This is a genomic window from Escherichia sp. E4736, assembly GCF_005781225.1.
Classification (GTDB): Bacteria; Pseudomonadota; Gammaproteobacteria; order Enterobacterales; family Enterobacteriaceae; genus Escherichia.
In genome coordinates, this window is sequence record NZ_VATT01000014.1 from 25,468 (window position 1) to 47,157 (window position 21,690).

At 47.5% G+C, this 21,690-nt stretch carries 19 protein-coding genes, 5 tRNA genes and 1 riboswitch; of the genes, 11 read left to right on the forward strand and 13 right to left on the reverse strand.

Annotation, left to right across the window (positions count from 1 at the left end):
• The first annotated feature begins 284 nt into the window (after positions 1-284).
• Positions 285-1,136, forward strand: a complete 852-nt coding sequence (hchA, locus tag FEK46_RS09390) for a glyoxalase III HchA (RefSeq protein WP_131161099.1) — start codon at positions 285-287, stop codon at positions 1,134-1,136.
• 291 nt (positions 1,137-1,427) lie between these two features.
• Positions 1,428-2,492 (forward strand): glycosyltransferase family 9 protein, encoded by a 1,065-nt coding sequence (locus FEK46_RS09395; protein ID WP_135559455.1) that lies wholly within the window; start codon positions 1,428-1,430, stop codon positions 2,490-2,492.
• Positions 2,493-2,575: 83 nt separating this feature from the next.
• Here the strand turns inward: FEK46_RS09395 and FEK46_RS09400 are convergent.
• Positions 2,576-2,651: transfer RNA gene (locus FEK46_RS09400), tRNA-Asn, on the reverse strand.
• A 100-nt stretch (positions 2,652-2,751) separates the two neighbouring features.
• On the reverse strand, positions 2,752-3,549 hold the full coding sequence (mtfA, locus tag FEK46_RS09405) for a DgsA anti-repressor MtfA (RefSeq protein ID WP_130259958.1): 798 nt from the start codon (positions 3,547-3,549) through the stop codon (positions 2,752-2,754).
• A gap of 93 nt (positions 3,550-3,642) precedes the next feature.
• Here mtfA and FEK46_RS09410 point away from each other — a divergent pair.
• From FEK46_RS09410 to amn, 3 genes are all read left to right on the forward strand, one after another.
• A tRNA-Ser gene (locus FEK46_RS09410) sits at positions 3,643-3,732 on the forward strand.
• 307 nt (positions 3,733-4,039) lie between these two features.
• On the forward strand, positions 4,040-5,356 hold the full coding sequence (shiA, locus tag FEK46_RS09415; RefSeq protein WP_135559446.1) for a shikimate transporter: 1,317 nt from the start codon (positions 4,040-4,042) through the stop codon (positions 5,354-5,356).
• Between the two features lie 101 nt (positions 5,357-5,457).
• Complete coding sequence (amn, locus tag FEK46_RS09420) at positions 5,458-6,912, forward strand: AMP nucleosidase (protein ID WP_135407118.1); 1,455 nt, start codon at positions 5,458-5,460, stop codon at positions 6,910-6,912.
• A 94-nt stretch (positions 6,913-7,006) separates the two neighbouring features.
• Here the strand turns inward: amn and FEK46_RS09425 are convergent.
• Together FEK46_RS09425 and yeeO are read right to left on the reverse strand one after the other, a co-directional pair.
• Positions 7,007-7,082 (reverse strand) — tRNA-Asn (locus FEK46_RS09425).
• Positions 7,083-7,212: 130 nt separating this feature from the next.
• Positions 7,213-8,670, reverse strand: a complete 1,458-nt coding sequence (yeeO, locus tag FEK46_RS09430) for a toxic metabolite efflux MATE transporter YeeO (protein ID WP_286364556.1) — start codon at positions 8,668-8,670, stop codon at positions 7,213-7,215.
• 160 nt (positions 8,671-8,830) lie between these two features.
• Between yeeO and FEK46_RS09435 the strand changes: the two genes are divergently transcribed.
• A tRNA-Asn gene (locus FEK46_RS09435) sits at positions 8,831-8,906 on the forward strand.
• 36 nt (positions 8,907-8,942) lie between these two features.
• Here the strand turns inward: FEK46_RS09435 and cbl are convergent.
• A complete protein-coding gene (cbl, locus tag FEK46_RS09440; protein ID WP_130208637.1) occupies positions 8,943-9,893 on the reverse strand; it encodes an HTH-type transcriptional regulator Cbl in 951 nt (316 codons plus the stop codon).
• A gap of 101 nt (positions 9,894-9,994) precedes the next feature.
• Positions 9,995-10,912 carry a nitrogen assimilation transcriptional regulator NAC gene (gene nac, locus FEK46_RS09445; protein WP_130208639.1) on the reverse strand — a complete coding sequence of 306 codons (918 nt, stop codon included), beginning with the start codon at positions 10,910-10,912 and terminating at the stop codon, positions 9,995-9,997.
• Positions 10,913-11,236: 324 nt separating this feature from the next.
• Between nac and FEK46_RS09450 the strand changes: the two genes are divergently transcribed.
• Positions 11,237-11,312 (forward strand) — tRNA-Asn (locus FEK46_RS09450).
• Positions 11,313-11,367: 55 nt separating this feature from the next.
• On the opposite strand, the gene ldtA is transcribed toward FEK46_RS09450, so the two are convergent.
• From ldtA to pduF, 7 genes are all read right to left on the reverse strand, one after another.
• Positions 11,368-12,303, reverse strand: coding sequence for a L,D-transpeptidase (gene ldtA / locus FEK46_RS09455; protein ID WP_130259961.1), 936 nt, complete (start codon positions 12,301-12,303; stop codon positions 11,368-11,370).
• 61 nt (positions 12,304-12,364) lie between these two features.
• Complete coding sequence (cobT, locus tag FEK46_RS09460; protein ID WP_135407123.1) at positions 12,365-13,444, reverse strand: nicotinate-nucleotide--dimethylbenzimidazole phosphoribosyltransferase; 1,080 nt, start codon at positions 13,442-13,444, stop codon at positions 12,365-12,367.
• 24 nt (positions 13,445-13,468) lie between these two features.
• Complete coding sequence (gene cobS, locus FEK46_RS09465) at positions 13,469-14,212, reverse strand: adenosylcobinamide-GDP ribazoletransferase (protein WP_135559445.1); 744 nt, start codon at positions 14,210-14,212, stop codon at positions 13,469-13,471.
• Positions 14,209-14,754: a bifunctional adenosylcobinamide kinase/adenosylcobinamide-phosphate guanylyltransferase gene (cobU, locus tag FEK46_RS09470; RefSeq protein WP_130222270.1), complete on the reverse strand. Its 546-nt coding sequence runs from the start codon at positions 14,752-14,754 to the stop codon at positions 14,209-14,211. Before cobU ends, cobS begins: the two co-directional genes overlap by 4 nt.
• Before the next feature lie 134 nt (positions 14,755-14,888).
• Positions 14,889-15,323 (reverse strand): cobalamin biosynthesis protein, encoded by a 435-nt coding sequence (locus tag FEK46_RS09475; RefSeq protein ID WP_135559444.1) that lies wholly within the window; start codon positions 15,321-15,323, stop codon positions 14,889-14,891.
• 217 nt (positions 15,324-15,540) lie between these two features.
• A riboswitch (cobalamin riboswitch) is annotated at positions 15,541-15,716 on the reverse strand.
• An 83-nt stretch (positions 15,717-15,799) separates the two neighbouring features.
• Positions 15,800-16,714 (reverse strand): regulatory protein PocR, encoded by a 915-nt coding sequence (gene pocR, locus FEK46_RS09480; protein ID WP_135407131.1) that lies wholly within the window; start codon positions 16,712-16,714, stop codon positions 15,800-15,802.
• A 204-nt stretch (positions 16,715-16,918) separates the two neighbouring features.
• Positions 16,919-17,728, reverse strand: coding sequence for a propanediol diffusion facilitator PduF (pduF, locus tag FEK46_RS09485; protein WP_130257612.1), 810 nt, complete (start codon positions 17,726-17,728; stop codon positions 16,919-16,921).
• Between the two features lie 511 nt (positions 17,729-18,239).
• On the opposite strand from pduF, the gene pduA reads away from it, so the two are divergent.
• Genes pduA through FEK46_RS09505 form a run of 4 tightly spaced genes read left to right on the forward strand, consistent with a single transcriptional unit; the run spans position 18,240 to position 21,682 of the window.
• A complete protein-coding gene (gene pduA, locus FEK46_RS09490; protein ID WP_001183614.1) occupies positions 18,240-18,524 on the forward strand; it encodes a propanediol utilization microcompartment protein PduA in 285 nt (94 codons plus the stop codon).
• Positions 18,521-19,321: a propanediol utilization microcompartment protein PduB gene (gene pduB, locus FEK46_RS09495; protein ID WP_135559443.1), complete on the forward strand. Its 801-nt coding sequence runs from the start codon at positions 18,521-18,523 to the stop codon at positions 19,319-19,321. Before pduA ends, pduB begins: the two co-directional genes overlap by 4 nt.
• Before the next feature lie 18 nt (positions 19,322-19,339).
• The gene (gene pduC / locus FEK46_RS09500) at positions 19,340-21,004 is read left to right on the forward strand and encodes a propanediol dehydratase large subunit PduC (RefSeq protein WP_130259966.1); all 1,665 of its coding nucleotides are present in this window, start codon (positions 19,340-19,342) and stop codon (positions 21,002-21,004) included.
• A gap of 9 nt (positions 21,005-21,013) precedes the next feature.
• On the forward strand, positions 21,014-21,682 hold the full coding sequence (locus FEK46_RS09505; protein WP_130208657.1) for a propanediol/glycerol family dehydratase medium subunit: 669 nt from the start codon (positions 21,014-21,016) through the stop codon (positions 21,680-21,682).
• Positions 21,683-21,690 lie beyond the last annotated feature (8 nt).

Genomic DNA, 21,690 nt, shown 5'->3' on the forward strand with positions numbered 1-21,690 from the left:
GCACAAAAAATCACCACAATTAAAAATTGTGCTACCGTGAATCAATATCCTGATTTCTGAAAAATAGACTAAAATAAATTAACACCAATTACGACCACTTTACGCAATAAGGAGAAATCGGCATGATTAATATTCGACACAAGTGCAGCATAATCATCGCACATTCCCCCCTTGCATACCGCTTTCGATATATTGACTCCAATTTACCACCTGGTTAAAAATAGCAACCAGCTCAGTCGCGAATATAGTGACTAACCTACATAAGTAACAACAAGGAATATACTATGACTGTTCAACAAAGTAAGAATCCGCAAATCGATATGGCTGAAGATAATGCTTTCTTCCCGTCAGAATATTCGTTAGGCCAATATACCAGCCCGATTTCTGATCTTGATGGGGTAGACTATCCAAAATCGTATAGCGGAAAGCAAAAAATTCTGGTAATCGCCGCCGATGAACGCTATTTGCCAACTGATAATGGTAAGCTCTTCTCAACAGGAAACCATCCGATTGAAACGTTGCTGCCGTTATATCATCTGCATGCTGCTGGTTTCGAGTTCGAGGTTGCGACGCTTTCTGGCCTGATGACAAAATTTGAATATTGGGCTATGCCGCGTAAAGATGAAAAAGTGATGCCATTCTTTGAGCAGCACAAATCTCTGTTCCGCAATCCGAAAAAATTGGCAGATGTTGTTGCCAGCCTCAACGCAGACAGCGAGTACGCAGCAATCTTTGTTCCTGGCGGTCACGGTGCACTCATTGGTTTACCAGAAAGCAAAGACGTGGCTGCCGCTCTGCGGTGGGCAATCGAAAATGACCGTTTTGTTATCTCCCTTTGCCACGGTCCGGCAGCCTTTCTGGCGCTTCGCCACGGCGATAACCCATTAAATGGTTATTCAATTTGCGCATTCCCTGACGCTGCAGACAAACAAACACCAGAGATTGGCTACATGCCGGGTCATCTGACCTGGTACTTTGGTGAAGAACTGAAGAAAATGGGCATGAACATCGTCAATGATGATATTACCGGCCGGGTACACAAAGATCGTAAACTTTTAACCGGTGACAGTCCTTTCGCAGCAAATGCGTTAGGCAAACTGGCAGCACAGGAGATGCTGGCCGCATACGTAGGTTAATCGGCTGACACTTACTGTGGAATAAAAGTGGGGGTAACTCTCCCCCACTTAACAAACATGAAAACGACCACCTCCAATTACTGACGTTTTAACGCTTCCCTTCACTTTATGCACCCCAGACTGAAGAATGCGACACAAGCTGTTTTTAAACAAAATGATAATTCTCGAAAATGATTAACACATAAACAATAAATATATAGTATATTCCACGTTATTATTTATCGATTTTAGAAATCAATCATTTCTGTTAAACTTCACCACGTTTTAACCAGAATGGAAGCGAGGTTGGAAATGTCATTTGTATCATTTTTCAGACGTATTGCATTTGCGTATTATGATTATCGCTGCAAAAATACTGATATTGCAAACAGTGGATTCGTAGTTATTCACATTCCCGATCAAATTGGGGATGCAATGGCTATTTACCCAATAATCCGATCGCTTGAAATGCATAAAATAAAACACTTATTGATTGTCACATCAACAATTAATAAATTTGTTTTTGATGCACTTCATCTGGAACAAACAAAATTAACATTGATCAGTATGACAATGCAGGATCATGCCAGTATTAAAGAAATAAAAAAATTAGCAAAAAACATCAATGAACAATATGGAACTCCTGATCTTTGTATTGAAGCAATGCGCAAGAAAAACCTGAAGACGATGATATTTATTAGCCATTTACGAGCCAAAACAAATTTACAGGTTGTGGGTTTAACAATGAAATGTTATTCACCGATATGTAAGTCAGCGTCGAAAATGGATCAGTCACTACGCGCCCCAGTACCGCTGACATGGGCCTTCATGATGCGAGAAGTTGGATTTCCGGCGCCCCCGCCCATATTTGAATTGCCCCTCAGCGAAATAGTGCTAAAAGAAGTACGTTGTGAGATGCATTCATTAGGTTCATATATTGCTCTTAATTTAGAAGGTAGCGTGCAAGAGAGAACATTTTTATTAACAATGGCACAAAAAATCATTGAGATGATTAAAATGCAATCAGACATGCCAATTGTCATTGTTCATGGTCCGAAAGGTTCGGAAACAGCCCTGGAACTAACCCGGCTTTTTGATAACGTTTATCATTTGTCGTTATCACCTTCAATAATGCGGTCTGCAGCAATCATAAGAGATGCCTTCCTTGCAATAACGCCAGACACATCTATTTTACACATGGCAAGTGCTTATAATGTTCCTGTCATCGCCGTGTATGCTGATTATAAGACTCGCTGGCCTGCCATGGCCGGCATTTCAGAGACGATTGTGGTAGGAAAGGCTATTGATCATCTAAATTTGGATGAATTCAGCAATGCGCTGAAAAGGATTATCGCGAAAATTTCAGTCACAGCGTAATGAAAGCTCTAACAAAAATTCAAACACTAAAGTACGTTTGCAGAAAAGCAAAAAGCCCGCTCGAAAGCAGGCTTTTTTGAATTTGGCTCCTCTGACTGGACTCGAACCAGTGACATACGGATTAACAGTCCGCCGTTCTACCGACTGAACTACAGAGGAATCGTGAGAACGAGGCGAATATTACTTAGCAGCGCAGCGAGTGTCAACACTAAAATTCGTAAGTCATTTCAATCGGTTAATTAAGCAACAAAATTTATATTTAATGAACATTTGGTACTGAATTGGTGTCTCGCCCATTGGCATTTCGTAGCCGTTGTAATGGATCCTGCTTATAAAATTGGCAGAAACGTTGCCACAGCGAGGGGAAGCGTGGCGCAAAAAGTTCCGGTGCACTAAAAAAGTATTCGGAAAGTACGGCAAAACATTCTGCAGGGTCACTGGCAGCATAAGCATCGATGCTGGAGGCATTTTCGCCCACTAACTCAATTTCTTCCTGAATGTTATCCATCGCCGCATGAAGATCGTGTTCCCATCCAGCGACTTCACGCAAAGAAATGAAGGGAACCCCACTGGCGCGATCGCCATTTCGTGTATCCAGCTTATGTGCAACTTCGTGGATAATCAGATTAAAGCCCGAGGCATCGAAAGAATCTTGTATATCGAGCCAGTTCAGCACGATTGGGCCTTGCTGCCAGCTTTGTCCTGATTGAACGATACGTTGATTATGCACCAACCCTATATCGTCTTCCCATTCATCGTCTACCACAAATGGCGCAGGGTAAATTAGCACTTCATGAAAACCATCCAACCATTCCAGTCCAAGCTCCAGAACAGGCAAGCAGAAAAGTAAGGCGATGCGACTACTTTTCAATGCATCAAGTTCAAATCCTTGCAGCGGGACCAGTCTTTTTTGCTGCAAAAAACGTTCGGCAAGAGTGACTAGTTTGCTTTGCTCCTGCTCTGTCAGACATGTCAAAAGAGGTATCGCCAGAGCTTCCTTCCATGGCAGCGTATCTTCATGATCTGTTTCTTGTACTTTCCAGGGCCACTTAATCATCGTTTTGCTCGCAAACTCGTCACTTGAACAAAATTGCACGGACAGGGACTGTTAAAATGCCAAATTTCCTGGCATCATGGCAACCATCTGAACGGAGAGATGCCGGAGCGGCTGAACGGACCGGTCTCGAAAACCGGAGTAGGGGCAACTCTACCGGGGGTTCAAATCCCCCTCTCTCCGCCAATCATTCAAGCAATTAGCTCGCCTGGTGTCAGTGACACAAATCCCATTAGGAAAATTCAAAAAAATCCATCAGAGAAAAATAGCATCAGCCGAGCGTGCGTTGCGGCTTTAGCATTCACATTTTTCTGTTCAACGCGGTTGTAATATGTAACTGCCCCTCCCGGCCCTTCATCCTCAGTTCCTGGCATAAAAACATTTGCAGATGCTTTCTGTCGCGGTAGTCTCATAAGGTTCGTTTATAGATCGACGGCAATGTGAGTTACCTTTTCCATACTAATTATAAAAAGACAGTACAAACAGGATCACTATGGACTCCACGCTCATCTCCACGCGTCCCGATGAAGGAACGCTTTCGTTAAGTCGCGCCCGACACGCTGCGTTAGGCAGTTTCGCGGGTGCCGTCGTCGACTGGTATGATTTTTTACTCTATGGCATTACTGCCGCATTGGTGTTTAATCGCGAGTTTTTCCCGCAGGTAAGCCCGGCAATGGGAACGCTCGCTGCATTTGCTACCTTTGGTGTCGGTTTCCTTTTTCGTCCGCTCGGTGGTGTCATTTTCGGCCATTTCGGCGACCGACTGGGGCGTAAACGCATGTTGATGCTTACCGTCTGGATGATGGGCATCGCCACAGCATTGATCGGCATTCTCCCTTCGTTTTCAACTATTGGCTGGTGGGCTCCAATTTTGCTTGTGATGCTGCGAGCTATTCAGGGATTTGCTGTTGGCGGAGAATGGGGAGGCGCTGCGTTGCTGTCCGTTGAGAGCGCGCCAAAAAACAAAAAAGCCTTTTACAGTAGCGGCGTGCAGGTTGGTTACGGAGTAGGTCTACTCCTTTCAACCGGACTGGTTTCATTGATCAGTATGACGACAACTGACGAGCAATTTTTGAGCTGGGGTTGGCGCATTCCTTTCCTGTTTAGCATCGTACTGGTGCTGGGTGCATTGTGGGTGCGCAATGGCATGGAGGAGTCCGCTGAATTTGAACAACAGCAGCATAATCAAGCGGCGGTGCAAAAACGCATCCCGGTTATCGAAGCTCTGTTACGACATCCCGGTGCTTTCCTTAAGATTATTGCACTGCGACTGTGCGAGTTGCTGACGATGTATATCGTTACCGCCTTTGCACTTAACTATTCGACCCAGAATATGGGGCTGCCGCGCGAATTATTCCTCAATATTGGTTTGCTGGTGGGTGGATTAAGCTGCCTGACAATTCCCTGTTTTGCCTGGCTTGCCGATCGTTTTGGTCGCCGTAGGGTTTATATCAGCGGCGCAATAATCGGAACGTTAAGCGCATTTCCTTTTTTTATAGCGCTTGAGGCACAGTCCATTTTCTGGATCGTTTTCTTCTCCATTATGCTGGCGAACATTGCGCATGACATGGTGGTTTGCGTGCAACAGCCGATGTTCACCGAGATGTTTGGTGCCAGTTATCGCTACAGCGGCGCTGGCGTCGGATATCAGGTTGCCAGCGTGGTAGGCGGTGGATTTACACCTTTTATTGCTGCTGCTCTGATTACTTATTTTGCAGGAGACTGGCATAGCGTCGCCATTTATTTGCTGGCAGGCTGCCTGATTTCCGCAATAACTGCGTTGTTAATGAAAGACAATCAACACGCTTGATAGCCTGGCGAAGATCGTCCGATCTTCGCCTTACACTTTTGTTTCACATTCCTGTGACATACTATCGGAAATGCGGTAATTGTATGGAACAGGAGAGACGTATGAATAATAAGGGCTCCGGTCTGACCCCAGCTCAGGCACTGGATAAACTTGACGCGCTGTATGAAAAATCTGTAGTCGCTTTACGCAACGCCATTGGCAGATATATTAAAAGTGGCGAACTGCCTGATGAAAACGCCCGAAAACACGGTCTTTTTGTCTATCCATCGCTGACCGTGACCTGGGACGGTAGCGCAACAAACCCTCCCAAAACACGCGCGTTTGGTCGTTTTACTCACGCTGGCAGCTACACGACCACCATCACCCGCCCTGCTCTCTTTCGTTCATATCTTAATGAACAATTAACTCTGCTGTACCAGGATTATGGTGCACATATTTCCGTGCAACCGTCAGAGCATGAAATTCCTTATCCCTATGTCATCGACGGCTCAGAGCTGACGCTTGATCGCTCAATGAGCGCCGGATTAACTCGTTATTTCCCGACAACCGAACTGGCACAAATTGGCGATGAAACGGCAGACGGCATTTATCATCCAACGGAATTCTCCCCGCTATCGCATTTTGATGCACGCCGGGTAGATTTTTCCCTAGCACGGTTACGCCATTATACGGGTACGCCAGTCGAACATTTTCAGCCGTTCGTCTTGTTTACCAACTACACACGTTATGTGGATGAATTCGTTCGTTGGGGGTGCAGCCAGATCCTTGATCCTCATAGCCCCTACATTGCCCTTTCTTGTGCTGGCGGGAACTGGATCACCGCTGAAACCGAAGCACCGGAAGAAGCAATTTCCGACCTCGCATGGAAAAAACACCAGATGCCCGCATGGCATTTAATCACTACCGATGGTCAGGGTATTACTCTGGTTAATATTGGCGTGGGGCCGTCAAATGCCAAAACTATCTGCGATCATCTGGCGGTGCTGCGCCCGGATGTCTGGTTGATGATTGGTCACTGCGGAGGATTACGTGAAAGCCAGGCTATTGGAGATTACGTACTTGCGCATGCTTATTTACGCGATGACCACGTGCTTGATGCGGTTCTGCCTCCCGATATTCCTATTCCGAGCATTGCTGAAGTACAACGTGCACTTTATGACGCCACCAAACTCGTCAGCGGCAGGCCGGGTGAGGAAGTTAAACAGCGGCTACGCACTGGAACTGTAGTAACCACTGATGACAGGAACTGGGAGCTACGCTACTCAGCTTCTGCACTGCGTTTTAATTTAAGTCGGGCCGTGGCAATTGATATGGAAAGTGCCACCATTGCAGCACAAGGATATCGTTTCCGCGTACCATACGGGACGCTACTGTGTGTTTCAGATAAACCGTTGCATGGTGAGATTAAACTTCCCGGTCAGGCTAACCGTTTTTATGAAGGCGCTATTTCCGAGCACCTGCAAATTGGCATTCGGGCGATAGACTTGCTGCGCGCAGAAGGCGACCGACTGCATTCGCGTAAACTGCGGACCTTTAATGAACCACCGTTCCGATAATGAGTTCAGATCCTTTGCGTCAGGAAAAGATGTGAAGGATTTGATTAAGTAACAAAGTAAAAAGCCCGCTATAAAAGCGGGCTTTTCAGAAATTTGGCTCCTCTGACTGGACTCGAACCAGTGACATACGGATTAACAGTCCGCCGTTCTACCGACTGAACTACAGAGGAATCGCGAGAACGGGGCGAATATTAACGATGCCCATCCACAATGTCAAAGCCTGTTTTTTAATTTTGAATTCGTTTGCTGAAATAATCTGCGCTTTGTCGTTTATTCCGACACATCTGGCTTTTTTTCATACTATTTATGCTCAGGACGAGGGTATTTCCATAGCCATCGCCCTGTCACCATTCGCCAGTAAAACAGCACCGCCCGCACGGCCCAGTCGGCAAACATCCCCATCCAGACGCCAACCACACCCCAGCCAAGCATGATTCCCAGCACATAACCGACTATCACCCGGCATCCCCACATGCTCAGCATAGAAACCCACATGGCGTAGCGAGCATCTCGAGCACCTTTAAAACCAGCAGGTAGTACCCAGGAGGCGGACCAAATCGGCATAAATAAAGCATTCAACCAAATCAGAATCACAACGACATGTTTAACCTGCGGATCCTGGGTATAAAACGACGCCATAATCCCGGCAAAGGGGGCGGTTAACCAGGCTATTGCCGTTAATCCAATAGTGGACAGCCAGAAAACATGCCTCAATTGAATTTCTGCTTGTGCTATCTGCCCTACCCCCAACCTTCGACCCGTAATGATTGTAGAAGCAGATCCAAGTGCACTTCCTGGTAAATTGATAAGAGCTGCAATCGAAAAAGCGATAAAATTCCCGGCAATAACACTCGTCCCCATCCCGGCAACGAACATTTGTGTTAATAACCGGCCACTGGTAAATAATACGGATTCCACACTTGCAGGAATACCAATCCCCATGACTTCCCAGATAATGCTGAAATTCAATAGCTTAAAATAGCTTTTTAACGAGATCCGTAGCGCAGGATTAAAACCAATCGCCAGAACCCACAAAATGGCGACTGCGCCAATATAACGGGAAATAGTTAATCCCAGTCCTGCCCCGACAAACCCTAACCCCTGCCAGGAGAAAAGACCGTAAATCAATATGCCGCTAATGATGATATTAAGGATATTCAAACTACCATTTATAAGAAGCGGTATTTTCGTATTCCCTGCGCCGCGAAGTGCTCCGCTGCCAATCAAGGTAATTGCCGCCGCAGGATAACTGATGACTGTCAGCTCCAGATAAGTCAGCGCCAGTGCTTTTACCTCCGGTGTGGCCTCACCTGCAACAAAATCGATAATTTGCTCACCAAAATGATGAATAAGCGCTGCCAACAGTACGGCAAACAATGTCATGATCACTAATGACTGCCGTGTCGCTACCCTCGCTCGCCGTCGATCACGCTTACCGAGACTAAATGCCACAACGACTGTAGTACCAAGGTCGATAGCTGCAAAAAAAGCCATAATGACCATATTAAAACTGTCCGCCAATCCAACGCCTGCCATCGCATCTTTTCCCAGCCAACTGACCAGAAACGTGCTCAGTACGCCCATCAACAGGACACAGGCATTCTCCATAAAGATAGGAACAGCAAGCGGGGTTATCTCACGCCAGAACAACACCTTGTAGCTCTTACGTTTTGCGTGCCAGCGAGTGCCGTGAACAAACTGGCGTAAAGCTGAGGAGATATTCAAAACTGACCTTAATTGCAGAAAGTGAAACCACATTTCAAATAATGAGGGAGAATCAGCAAAGCTGCAAAGATTTTCGCCAGCAAATTGTCTGCAAATGCAACAAACTGTTGATAGAAACGGCAAACGGTTGAGAAATTTAAAAATCAGGTTTGACAAAAGATTTTTCGCCGTTAAGATGTGCCTCAACAGCGATTCCTCTGTAGTTCAGTCGGTAGAACGGCGGACTGTTAATCCGTATGTCACTGGTTCGAGTCCAGTCAGAGGAGCCAAATTTCTGAAAAGCCCGCTTTATAGCGGGCTTTTTGCTATATCTGATAATCAATTTCCTCTTCACTATTTTCCATCACCTGTCGCTTAATATCCTCAACCGACAGTCCTGCATTGCACAGTTCCAGAAAACGCCAGACATAGTTACGCTGTAATTGTCCTCGTTTTAGTCCCAACCAGACGGTATTAGCATCGAAAAGATGGCGCGTTTCCAGACGGATTAAATTCTCTTCCTCTTGTTCGCCACTGGATTGTTCGGCGACCAATCCAATCCCCAGGCCAAGGGCTACGTAGGTTTTGATAACATCAGAGTCCTGCGCACTCAATACAATATCTGCCAGCAAACCTTTGCGGACAAATGCGTCATCAATCCGCGAGCGACCAGTAATCCCCTGTCGGTAAGTGATCAACGGCCACTTCGCTATTGATTCCAGCGTCAATGGCGTAATTTTTGTTAAGGGATGATTATCTGGAACGAGCAAACTATGATGCCAACGAAACCATGGGAAGGCGACGAGTTGCGGATCATTGCTCAGACGCTCACTGGCGATGCCAATATCGGCCCCGCCATTTTGCAGCAACGTCGCAATTTCCTGTGGTGTTCCCTGGATAAGCTCAAGCCGCACTTCCGGGAAAAGTTCGCGAAAGGCTTTAATGACCTTTGGCAAGCTGTAGCGTGCCTGAGTATGCGTCGTTGCGATAGTGAGAACGCCAGATGTATTGTTGGTAAAGAGATCGGCAAGTCGACGAACATTACTGGCTTCATTCAGAATGCGTTCTGCAATTACCAGCAATGCTTTGCCCGGTTCAGTCATACCAAGCAGTCGTTTTCCCCGACGAACGAATATTTCTATACCAAGCTCATCCTCCAGCTCTCGAATATGACGGCTGACACCTGACTGTGAGGTAAAAAGCATATTCGCAACCTCTGTCAGGTTGTAATCCTGACGTGCAGCCTCGCGGATTATCTTTAGTTGTTGGAAATTCACGGTAAACTCCGGGCAGATCAGACATTCCGCTATTGTTAAAGTCTAACGCCCGGCATAACAAATAATAAAAACCCGCATCTTATTCCATCCAGATATAACGTTTAGCTAACCAATTGCCATTGTCTTTTTTCCATGACTGGAGGAGTGATCACTGACAATAACAGCTCTTTCACTGCTTGTGCCTGTGGCGACAGTTTTGCTCTGGCAGGTAAATTTAATGACAAAGAGAGACTCATTGACGGTGTGGTAATACGTGACATCCATCCGTTAACTGCGTCACATAACGAGCGCGCGGCTGATTCTGGTAACACTGCAACCCCCATGCCGCTGGCAATCGCTGCGGTAAGCGTGGCGATAGACTCAATTTCACCGATGACTTTTGCCGTGAGTCGCCGTAAAGAAAAAGCCTCATCAACGCGGAGTCTTACGGCACTGTAATCGCTGGGAAGAAAGAGATTCATTTGCGCTATAGCATTAACATCAACGCTTTGCCCTGGAAAATCCTGTGTTCCGACAAGAAAAAGATCTTCTTTTAACAAAGCCTGGCTGGATACACCTGCCACAGGGGAATGCTCGTAAATTATCGCCATATCAAGCTGGCTATTTATAAGTTTATCATTAAGAACAGCGCCGCTGTTTTCATGTAGATAGATAATCACTTCCGGAAATTCAGCACGTACCGCCTGTAATAAGGGCATGGTGATAGACGACGCGGCGGTTCCTGGCGCAAAGCCAATTGAGACTTGACCCGATAATGTCTGACCTACGTTATGAACTGCCAGTTGGGCCTGTTCACACTGACGTAAAATTGCCCGCGCATGGGTATAGAGAATTTTTCCGGCATCTGTTGGAGTAACGCCACGTTTAGTGCGAATCAAAAGTTGTTGATCCAGCTCGCCTTCCAGTGTGGCGACCTGCTGACTGAGCGCAGGCTGCGCGATATGTAACACTTCAGCAGCCTGGGTCAGGCTACCAATGTCTACAATTTTTACGAAGTATTTCAGGCGTCTGAAGTTCATGTTGCCTCCGGTTTTTAAAAATCGGCCCAAGTGCCGGTATTACTCACAACCAGATTGCAAGATGCTTGCCAGTTTAAATTTAGCGCTAATGCGAAAGCTAATCGCCTGTCAAATAAGAGATTATGATTGTTTTGTCCTTTCGTCCGGGTTACAGAACGAGCGTTCATTGCCCCATAAAAGGATGGCATGCACTACAATGGAACATTACAAAAATGATTGAATGTTCATCGCTTTGTCGAAATTGCCAGCAAACGAACAAAAAAATGCATTTCCCCCTTTGACATCGCGGAACGCTGCCATTAATATGCGCCCCGTTCACACGATTCCTCTGTAGTTCAGTCGGTAGAACGGCGGACTGTTAATCCGTATGTCACTGGTTCGAGTCCAGTCAGAGGAGCCAAATTCAAAAAAGCCTGCTTTCAAGCAGGCTTTTTGCTTTCTACGTAACAACTATTTTAAAACATCTGCCTCGCCCCAGAATTAACTTGCACAGGCATTCCTGAACGACGCTGCAAAGCTGCGTTTGCGCGATTTACATCAACTTCTTGTCCATTGATAAATGCCTGCAATGAAGGCGTTACCGGCAATGGCACTTTTCTGTCGGACTCATATTCCGCCCGATTACGCGATAACGGTTCATGAACTTCCAGCCACTTTGAGCCATCCAGTTCCGTTGTGTATTTCACCGGCTGATCGATAATTTGCACGCGCGTCCCGACTGGAACATTATCGAACAAATACTTTATGTCATCATTGCGCAGACGAATACAACCCTGACTCACCCGTAAGCCAATGCCAAAATTGGCATTGGTACCGTGGATGGCATAAAGCCGACCAATATAGATGGCATAAAGCCCCATAGGATTATCGGGTCCAGCTGGGACAAATGCGGGCAGGCTCTCCCCTCGTTTTGCATATTCACGGCGAGTATTAGGGGTCGGTGTCCAGGTTGGTGCTTCTTGTTTGCGTTCAACGGCCGTCACCCAATTGCGCGGCGTTTCACGCCCGGCCTGACCAATGCCGATAGGAAACACTTCCACAGTATTACTGTCTGGCGGGTAGTAATAAAGACGCATCTCAGCGACGTTAACCACAATCCCCTTGCGTACAGTGGCAGGCAGAATCAGTTGCTGCGGAATGGTGAGTTGCGAACCAGACTTTGGTAAGAAAACGTCAGCCCCTGGATTCGCCTCCAGCATATTACTCAGACCTTGCCCATACTGTGCAGCAAAGGTTTCCAGCGGCTGGGTATTGTGATCAGGAACCGTTATTGTCAGTGGTTGCCCGACTAAACGGCTACCCTCTGGAGGGAGTGGATAAGTTACCGCCAGACTATTATGGCTGGCAAAAAGCAGAACAAATGAACAAAGAATATTTACACGACGCATCATGTCCCTTTCCTAAGTCGCGAAAGCTATCCGATAATTATAGCTTTTATCTGACTTTTCGTTTTTAACTGTTCAATTCAGAAGTCGTCTTCCACGGTAGAACAATATTACTGGCGGCAAGTTCTCCCATGTTGCTGTATATCGCGCAGGCGGCTTCGATGATGGGCATCGCCAGCGCTGCGCCACTCCCCTCACCTAAACGCATTTCCATATTGAGATAAGGCTCCAGCCCCAAATGTGACAGCGCTATACGCGCCCCTTTTTCTGCCGACAGGTGAGAAGGAATGAGATACGGTTTGATTGCAGGACACATCCGGCAGGCGGCAAGTGCAGCGGCGTAAGAAAGAAATCCATCCAGCAACACGGGTAAACCGCAGGAAGCGGCACCTAACATTACGCCAGCCATTCCGACCAAATCAAACCCACCGACTTTGGCCAGCACATCAATACCATCCAGTGGATTCGGTTGATTCAATGTTATTGCCCGACGAACAACATCAACTTTATGCGCCAGTTTATCTGTCGGCAGGTTTGCGCCAATACCGACCACTTCTTCAGGATCGCGTCCAGTAATCGCACTGACTATCGCCGCTGCCGGTGTGGTATTTGCCATCCCCAGTTCACCCACACCAAACAGCGTGACGCCATTTCTCGCTAACTCGCGCGTATATTGTATGACGTCCAAAAGCAACTCTTCAGCCTGACAGGGGCTCATTGCCGGACCCGAGGCAATATTACCGCTACCTCGTGCGACACGCATGTTAATAAGCCCTGGGATAGGCTCAACGGTATCAATCCCAACATCAATCACGTGAACTTTAGCGCCCGCTTGTGCTGCCAGCACACACACACCAGTTGTTCCACGTGTCATATTTTCAGCCTGGATGGCTGTCACTGCTTTCGGAGAAATAGCGACACCTTCATCCCAGACGCCATGATCGGCACACATAACCAGCACTGCTTTTTGGCCCACATGAGGCACACCATTCAGTCCCGGCATTCCTGCCAGTTGTACGGCAAGCGCCTCCAGTCTTCCCAGACTACCGACAGGTTTGAGTAACCCATCAATATACCGTTGGGTACGCGACATAGCGGCAGGATCGATGGCAGGGATCGTATTCAATAATTCGGCGAGTGTTTGCATGTAGCGTCTCTTCGGTAATCAGTCTTATAGCAGTGCCAGCAGGAAGACCAGTTCACCAAGTTCTATGGCTGCTCCTAGCGTATCGCCGGTTTGCCCGCCCAGAGTCCGTTTGAGAAGCTGGCCGAGGACGAAAATCGCCACCATCGTCACCACCATAGCAGCCACACCATGCATACCCGGCAATAATACGGCAGCAAAAATAGCGGCTAAACCGAGGGTGACACAGGTTTGTCGCCCGTCAATTTTGCCAATGAACACATTACCAAGCCCTTCTTCCCGGGCATAACAATGACGATACATCAACAATGCGGCAGTCCCACGGCTAACCGCACATGCAGCCGCCAGCGATGCAAGGATCGGTTCGCCACGCAGTGCCAACTCGCTTAGCACCAGAATCTTTGCCAGAACCACAAAAATCAGCGCCAGACCACCGTGAGTACCCAAACGGCTATCACGCATGATTTCCAACATGCGATCGCGGCTACGTGCAGAAAATACGCCATCACAGGTATCTGCGAGGCCGTCCAGGTGGAATCCCCCTGTTATCAGCGCCAGCACCAGCACGCTAAACAGAGCCGCCAGCGGTATGCCACACCATGCCTGCAACGCCATGAAGACCACTCCACTAATGGCGCCAAGCAATAAACCAATTAAGGGAAAAGCAATGATACCGCGAGAATAATGCTCGAAATCCAGCCCCTGGGACCAACGACGCGGTACAGGCAGACGCGTAATAAAAGAGAGCATCGCCCAAAATAATTTACTCATTTGATTTTTACTCCAATACCCGAAACCACCAGCCATACTTCATCTGCCGCAGCGGCCAGCTGCTGATTTACCCGCCCGGCAATATCACGAAAATGTCGCGCCAGACGATTCTCCGGCACAATCCCCATGCCCACTTCATTGGTCACTAATACGACCTTTGCAGTACAACGTTGACAGGCGGCAATCAACGACTGAATCTCACCGTTAATCGCCTGCTCCATCGCGTCATAATCCCATTTTTCAGGATCTTTATCGCCGCCATATTCAAACAAAAGATTAGTCACCATTGTTGTAATGCATTCCAGCAACACGGCAGCCTGCGGGTTAATGTCTGCGTTAATTAACTCATCAAGATTTTGCCAGCGTTCCACCGTGTGCCAGTGCGCCGGGCGGCCTTGCCGATGGTGTTCAATCCGTGCGGCCATCTCATCATCAAAAATTTGCGAAGTAGCGATATACAGGACCTGTGGAGTGTCCCCAATAAGCGCCTCGGCGTGCCGGCTCTTCCCGCTCCGTGCGCCCCCCGTCACCAAAATCATCATACGGACTCCCGGTTCAATTGTATGATGGTATTCATTGACCAGAGCAATGGATGTTCCACTGTTACTGACCGTAATAACATTTCTTCGATTAATACTGCGCGTATTAAAAATAAAAATCCAGCATTCTCAATCCATTACGAATGGGGGAGGCATTGTGAAATAGCCCAATTCCCCTGCGTTAACGACCGACAAAATGTGTCATTAGCAACGGTTTCTCTGAATTGACACATTTCATTCAGATAATGGATTAACGCTACAGCCCCACCAGCCGTGCCATTCAGCAAACGAGCATTGTGCTCTGCTATTAAGATTACCGTCACGCCATCAGGCAGAGGGAGCCTTTCTGGGATGAGTGTCCCGCTTTCAGCAATCAATAACAGCACTGAATAATCGCTATACGCATCTGATAATGATTGTTCTGGCCCACCGTTAAAAGGCAGGAAACCTTGCTGCCAATCCTCACCGACAAAACAGGTAATAGGCAACATTTCAGCCAGATGTTTAGCGAGTTCAATATCGCCAGATGAGAGGCAAAAAAGAGCTATCGATTCAGGTTTTATCGTTTTCATGACCACCACCCTCCGCTTAGTTTCCTGTAATAACGGTCAGGTTGATATGCCACAAAAAAAGATTGCCACACCATAAGTGCAGCCCTGGTGCCTGTCGACACGACGATGAATGAAATAAATGCTGCCGCCATCCCCTGATCCTTTCAGGGTGGTAGGGGTATAAAGACGCGCCAGTGCTCAACCGGGCGCTTCCAGACAACCCACTTCCCACCGAAGTTGTTGGTATTAACTGACAGGCTGGTCTTCTGGCTTAGCGTCATCCTCCCCCGACCTTCCCGATCTCACGATCAGTGGCATTTTCGGGGTTGTCAGCATTACAGCAGCGGGGGCTGCGAGGGATTTCCACCCTCTTCCCAGGCACAAATGTGCCAAACATGTCAGCGTATGTTATGAGCTGATTTCAATTTTCCCATAACACGTAAATGAATTATTACTGCCAGAGTATATTTAATCATCCCTCATTTTTTACATTGAATTTATGCCGTTTCCGCAGCCGTATTTTCGCTAATTTGCTGACGGAAAACCTGCGGCGTTACCTGATAGGTCTGTCGAAAAACTTTGCAAAAATAACTGGTTTGAGAGAAGCCTAAATTACGCGCAATGCTGGCGATGCTCCAGTCACTATGGCACAGCAACTCACGGGCGCTGGCCATGCGTTGTTGGTTTACCCATGCATTAAAACCAATCCCATGATATTTCTTAAACAATTTACTGAAATAATAAGGGCTTAGATAAACATGCGAGGCAACATCCTCCAGGCGTAAATCGTCTGATAAATGCGCATCAATATAGCGCAATGCTTTTTTCATTTTATTATCGTGGGGATTAGACGCACGGGTCTGACGAACTGAATCCGAATGAGGTTTATTCTCTTTAATAACGACAAAATTGAGTTGCTTTTTGAGGCAATTTTCCACAATCAACTTCAACAAATCAGCAGAGGCCATAACTCGCGAGTAATCCATCTCCGGGACTTTGCGAAATTCATTAAGTAATTCGGGATCTGCTTGCCAACGATCATCGACATTCAGAATATCGATCAAATCGACATCACCATTACGCAGGCGGACTTGTCCACACAACACAAAGCCGACTAAATGCCCGGCAATCACCAAAGGAATAGAGAAATCGGTTAATCCTGCATGGCAACGGTAAATACAAGGTTGATCGGATTTAGAAGCTTCCAGGCCTCCACAACGATCGCTCATGCGGCAGCGAGTGCTAAGCTGTGGGTGTTGCCGCATCATCTGACAAAACGGGGTGAAGTTAAAAAGTTCGGAAATTTCATCACCGTGGATATTGACCACGACAACCGCAAGGCTGGTCGCCTGCGCAAAATCCTGCGCGATTTTATTAATGAGTTCTGAATTAAGTGTCGCCGCAGAAATCATGATAAAACCTCCCAGTTAATTTATTGTTATTGTAAAAAACAATTGTTTTACATTTAATCTTCACATCATCCCTGATGATTTACTGACGAGAAGCACAAAGGACAATAACAAAAGCCTCCATGAAGCGGGAGACTTTTTAATAAGTTCGGAAAGCAGATCACAAACAGTAAAAAAATAAACGTTTATAACCGCCAGGTTATTTCGCTATTCGCGGATATCTTTAGGCGTAACACTATTGACAGGTAAATTTTGTGCAATGAGAAAGCGATAAATCGCCGCACCAACGCAGGCACCAATGACCGGGGCAATAATGGGTACAATGAAATAAGGAATATTGCGTCCGCCAGTCATCGCTATTTCTCCCCAACCCGCAAGCCAGGTGAAAATTTTTGGCCCAAAATCACGCGCTGGATTCATGGCAAAACCGGTTAATGGTCCAGTAGAAGCACCAATAACAGCAACCAGAATACCAATCAGTAAAGGTGCAAGAGGCCCCTTCGGTACACCGTTGCCGTCATCGGTCAACGCCATAATCAATCCCATCAACATAGACGTGATGACTATTTCAACCAGTGCCGCCTGCCATACATTTATTGCCGCTGCCGGGTAAGTACTGAAGATACTGGCGAGTTGTAAACTTTCTGCACTTCCACGAACCATATTGTGGGCAGATTCAAAATCGGTAAACAAATTGCTGTATAAAAAATATGCCAGAACCGCACCACCAAAGGCACCCGCTAATTGCGCCACACAAAATGGCAGCACTTTACGGCCAGGAAAAGCGGCGAACAACCATAGAGCAATCGTAACCGCTGGGTTGAGATGAGCGCCGGAAATTCCTGCCGTAAGATAAACAGCAAGTGAAATACCTAACCCCCAAATAATACAAATCTCCCACAGCCCCAGACTTGCCCCAGCAAGTTTGAGGGCACACAAACAACCAATGCCAAAAAAGAGGAACAGTCCGGTGCCCAAAAACTCGGCAACGCATTGCGCCTTGAGTGAATCATTCATAGTGACACCTTTTTTACAAAGTTTTTCTTTATCAGCCAACAGAATTGCTGATTGTTGTGTATATCGAGGGCAACTATAAAAATTGCTCTGCGGAAAATATTGCCAACATGCATGACAGACTCGTGGAAAAATCGTGCTGACATAGCAAATTATTGTCATTGCCTAAGCATGCAACACAGCGTTAATCAGTGTTGAAAGTAATAATTACCGCCAAACTTTCACAATAAAAAATTGTCATCATGACATAATAAAATTTAAACAAATATCACAGTTCCCTTCCGCGAACCAAACCCAACGAAATATTATTCGCGATTAACCCGCTCAGCCAACGCAATTAATTCACATTGAAACACCCACAAAACAACCAATAAATTAATAACATATAGTTTATAAAAGCAATTTTATAATATTTGTCCTCTATTTATTTTTCTCATTGGCCGATTAAGTCAGCCATTCTTTTTCCTCGCTTTTTTTTATAGTCATATCGTCAAAAAATCCAGGCGAGGTCTTTATGCAACAAGAAGCGTTAGGAATGGTAGAAACCAAAGGCTTAACTGCCGCCATAGAGGCCGCAGACGCCATGGTGAAGTCGGCAAATGTATTGCTGGTTGGCTACGAAAAAATAGGTTCCGGGCTGGTGACCGTCATCGTTCGTGGTGATGTCGGGGCTGTAAAAGCGGCAACAGACGCAGGTGCCGCCGCCGCGCGTAACGTCGGTGAAGTAAAAGCCGTACACGTTATTCCCCGCCCACATACCGATGTCGAAAAAATCTTACCAAAGGGAATTAACCCATGAGTAGCAATGAACTGGTCGAACAGATCATGGCGCAGGTCATCGCTCGCGTAGCGACGCCAGAGCATGAGGTTCTCCCGGAAACCACTCATCAAACACGAGAGACGGCTATGGCAGAAAAAAGCTGTACGTTAACGGAATTTGTTGGCACCGCTATTGGCGACACTGTAGGTCTGGTCATTGCGAACGTTGATAGCGCCCTGAAACTTGAAAAACGCTATCGCTCCATTGGCATTCTGGGTGCACGTATTGGCGCAGGTCCACACATTATGGCCGCTGATGAAGCGGTAAAAGCTACGAACACTGAAGTTATTAGCATTGAACTTCCTCGCGATACCAAAGGCGGTGCCGGACACGGCTCATTAATCCTCTTAGGTGGCAACGATGTTTCCGACGTGAAACGCGGTATTGAAGTTGCCCTGAAAGAACTCGACCGGACCTTTGGTGATGTCTATGCCAACGAAGCCGGGCATCTTGAACTGCAATATACCGCCCGCGCCAGCTATGCACTGGAAAAAGCGTTTGGTGCACCACTGGGACGGGCTTGCGGCGTTATTGTTGGCGCTCCAGCCGCTGTGGGTGTTCTGATGGCCGACACCGCGCTGAAGTCCGCCAATGTGGACGTGGTGGCATACAGCTCGCCTGCTCATGGCACCAGCTACAGCAATGAAGTCATTCTGATTATCTCGGGTGACTCCGGCGCAGTCCGTCAGGCGGTCATCTCCGCACGCGAAATCGGTAAAACCGTACTTTCGACTCTCGGCGATACACCGAAAAACGATCGCCCTTCCTACATCTGAATTCCCTGAGGCTGATTCATGAGATCGAAAAGATTTGAAGCACTGGCCAAACGCCCAGTCAACCAGGACGGTTTCGTTAAAGAGTGGATTGAAGAAGGCTTCATTGCGATGGAAAGCCCGAACGATCCAAAACCGTCAATCAAAATTGTTAACGGCGTCGTCACCGAGCTGGATGGAAAACCCGCCAGCCAGTTTGACCTGATCGACCACTTTATCGCCCGTTACGGCATCAATCTCGCGCGCGCCGAAGAAGTCATCGCGATGGATTCGGTCAAACTTGCCAATATGCTGTGCGATCCAAATGTCAAACGTAGCGATATCGTTCCCCTTACCACAGCAATGACGCCCGCCAAAATCGTCGAAGTGGTTTCGCAGATGAACGTGGTAGAGATGATGATGGCGATGCAGAAAATGCGCGCCCGTCGAACACCATCACAACAGGCTCACGTCACTAACGTCAAAGATAACCCGGTACAAATTGCCGCCGACGCAGCCGAAGGCGCATGGCGCGGGTTTGATGAACAGGAAACCACCGTTGCCGTTGCTCGCTATGCGCCGTTCAACGCCATCGCTCTGCTGGTAGGTTCACAGGTAGGGCGCCCGGGCGTCTTGACCCAGTGTTCACTGGAAGAAGCCACCGAACTGAAACTCGGTATGTTAGGCCACACCTGTTACGCCGAAACGATTTCTGTTTACGGCACGGAACCTGTTTTCACCGATGGCGATGATACCCCGTGGTCAAAAGGATTTCTCGCGTCATCTTATGCTTCTCGCGGCTTAAAAATGCGCTTTACTTCCGGCTCCGGCTCTGAAGTACAGATGGGTTACGCGGAAGGCAAATCAATGCTTTATCTCGAAGCTCGTTGCATTTACATCACCAAAGCCGCAGGCGTACAGGGGCTGCAGAATGGTTCCGTAAGCTGCATCGGTGTTCCATCAGCTGTGCCGTCAGGCATCCGCGCAGTGTTGGCGGAAAACCTAATTTGCTCATCGCTGGATCTGGAATGTGCCTCCAGTAATGACCAGACCTTTACCCACTCAGATATGCGCCGTACCGCGCGTTTCCTGATGCAGTTTCTGCCGGGTACTGACTTTATCTCTTCCGGTTTTTCCGCTGTGCCGAACTACGACAACATGTTTGCCGGTTCAAACGAAGACGCCGAAGACTTCGATGATTACAACGTCATTCAGCGTGACCTGAAGGTTGATGGCGGTCTGCGACCGGTGCGCGAAGAAGATGTTGTCGCTATCCGCAATAAAGCCGCACGCGCTTTACAGGCTGTCTTTGCCGGTATGGGATTACCCCTTATTACCGATGAAGAAGTCGAAGCGGCGACCTATGCCCACGGTTCGAAAGATATGCCAGAGCGCAACATTGTAGAAGACATCAAGTTCGCCCAGGAAATTATCAATAAAAACCGTAACAGTCTGGAAGTGGTGAAAGCCCTGGCGCAAGGCGGTTTTACCGATGTCGCTCAGGACATGCTCAACATGCAAAAAGCGAAACTGACCGGCGATTATCTCCATACCTCAGCCATTATCGTCGATGACGGACAAGTGCTCTCTGCGGTCAATGACGTCAATGATTACGCCGGACCGGCTACAGGTTATCGCCTGCAAGGGGAACGCTGGGAAGAGATCAAAAATATTCCCGGTGCACTTGATCCCAACGAAATTGACTAAGGGTGAGAAATGGAAATTAACGAAAAATTACTGCGTCAGATTATCGAAGACGTGCTGGCAGAAATGCAAACCAGCGACAAGTCCGTTTCATTTCGCGCACCTGTCGCCGCAACAGTCTCTTCCGCGCCGGATACCGGAAATTTTTTAACTGAAATTGGCGAAGCCCAACAAGGCACTCAGCAGGATGAAGTCATTATTGCTGTAGGCCCGGCATTTGGCCTGGCGCAGACCGTCAATATTATCGGTATTCCGCATAAAAACATCTTGCGTGAAGTGATTGCCGGTATTGAAGAAGAAGGCATTAAAGCGCGTGTCATTCGTTGTTTTAAATCGTCCGATGTCGCATTCGTAGCAGTCGAAGGCGATCGCCTTAGTGGTTCCGGCATTGCTATTGGTATTCAGTCAAAAGGCACCACGGTTATCCACCAGCAGGGGCTTCCCCCTTTGTCTAACCTGGAACTTTTCCCGCAAGCGCCTTTGTTGACGCTGGAAACTTATCGCCAGATTGGTAAAAACGCCGCGCGTTATGCGAAGCGTGAGTCTCCACAACCAGTTCCGACCCTCAACGATCAAATGGCGCGGCCTAAATACCAGGCCAAATCAGCCATTTTGCATATCAAAGAGACGAAGTACGTGGTCACTGGCAAAAAACCGCAAGAACTGCGCGTGACGTTTTAACAAAGGAA

Excerpts from the sequence above, each read along its gene's own strand:
- shiA (WP_135559446.1), top strand. The coding sequence starts at position 4,040 with ATGGACTCCACGCTCATCTCCACGCGTCCCGATGAAGGAACGCTTTCG.
- cobT (WP_135407123.1), bottom strand. The coding sequence starts at position 13,444 with ATGCAAACACTCGCCGAATTATTGAATACGATCCCTGCCATCGATCCT.
- FEK46_RS09505 (WP_130208657.1), top strand. The coding sequence starts at position 21,014 with ATGGAAATTAACGAAAAATTACTGCGTCAGATTATCGAAGACGTGCTG.
- cobS (WP_135559445.1), bottom strand. The coding sequence starts at position 14,212 with ATGAGTAAATTATTTTGGGCGATGCTCTCTTTTATTACGCGTCTGCCT.
- amn (WP_135407118.1), top strand. The coding sequence starts at position 5,458 with ATGAATAATAAGGGCTCCGGTCTGACCCCAGCTCAGGCACTGGATAAA.
- pduF (WP_130257612.1), bottom strand. The coding sequence starts at position 17,728 with ATGAATGATTCACTCAAGGCGCAATGCGTTGCCGAGTTTTTGGGCACC.
- mtfA (WP_130259958.1), bottom strand. The coding sequence starts at position 3,549 with ATGATTAAGTGGCCCTGGAAAGTACAAGAAACAGATCATGAAGATACG.
- FEK46_RS09395 (WP_135559455.1), top strand. The coding sequence starts at position 1,428 with ATGTCATTTGTATCATTTTTCAGACGTATTGCATTTGCGTATTATGAT.
- pduA (WP_001183614.1), top strand. The coding sequence starts at position 18,240 with ATGCAACAAGAAGCGTTAGGAATGGTAGAAACCAAAGGCTTAACTGCC.
- ldtA (WP_130259961.1), bottom strand. The coding sequence starts at position 12,303 with ATGATGCGTCGTGTAAATATTCTTTGTTCATTTGTTCTGCTTTTTGCC.
- hchA (WP_131161099.1), top strand. The coding sequence starts at position 285 with ATGACTGTTCAACAAAGTAAGAATCCGCAAATCGATATGGCTGAAGAT.
- pocR (WP_135407131.1), bottom strand. The coding sequence starts at position 16,714 with ATGATTTCTGCGGCGACACTTAATTCAGAACTCATTAATAAAATCGCG.
- pduB (WP_135559443.1), top strand. The coding sequence starts at position 18,521 with ATGAGTAGCAATGAACTGGTCGAACAGATCATGGCGCAGGTCATCGCT.
- cobU (WP_130222270.1), bottom strand. The coding sequence starts at position 14,754 with ATGATGATTTTGGTGACGGGGGGCGCACGGAGCGGGAAGAGCCGGCAC.
- nac (WP_130208639.1), bottom strand. The coding sequence starts at position 10,912 with ATGAACTTCAGACGCCTGAAATACTTCGTAAAAATTGTAGACATTGGT.
- yeeO (WP_286364556.1), bottom strand. The coding sequence starts at position 8,670 with ATGTGGTTTCACTTTCTGCAATTAAGGTCAGTTTTGAATATCTCCTCA.
- FEK46_RS09475 (WP_135559444.1), bottom strand. The coding sequence starts at position 15,323 with ATGAAAACGATAAAACCTGAATCGATAGCTCTTTTTTGCCTCTCATCT.
- pduC (WP_130259966.1), top strand. The coding sequence starts at position 19,340 with ATGAGATCGAAAAGATTTGAAGCACTGGCCAAACGCCCAGTCAACCAG.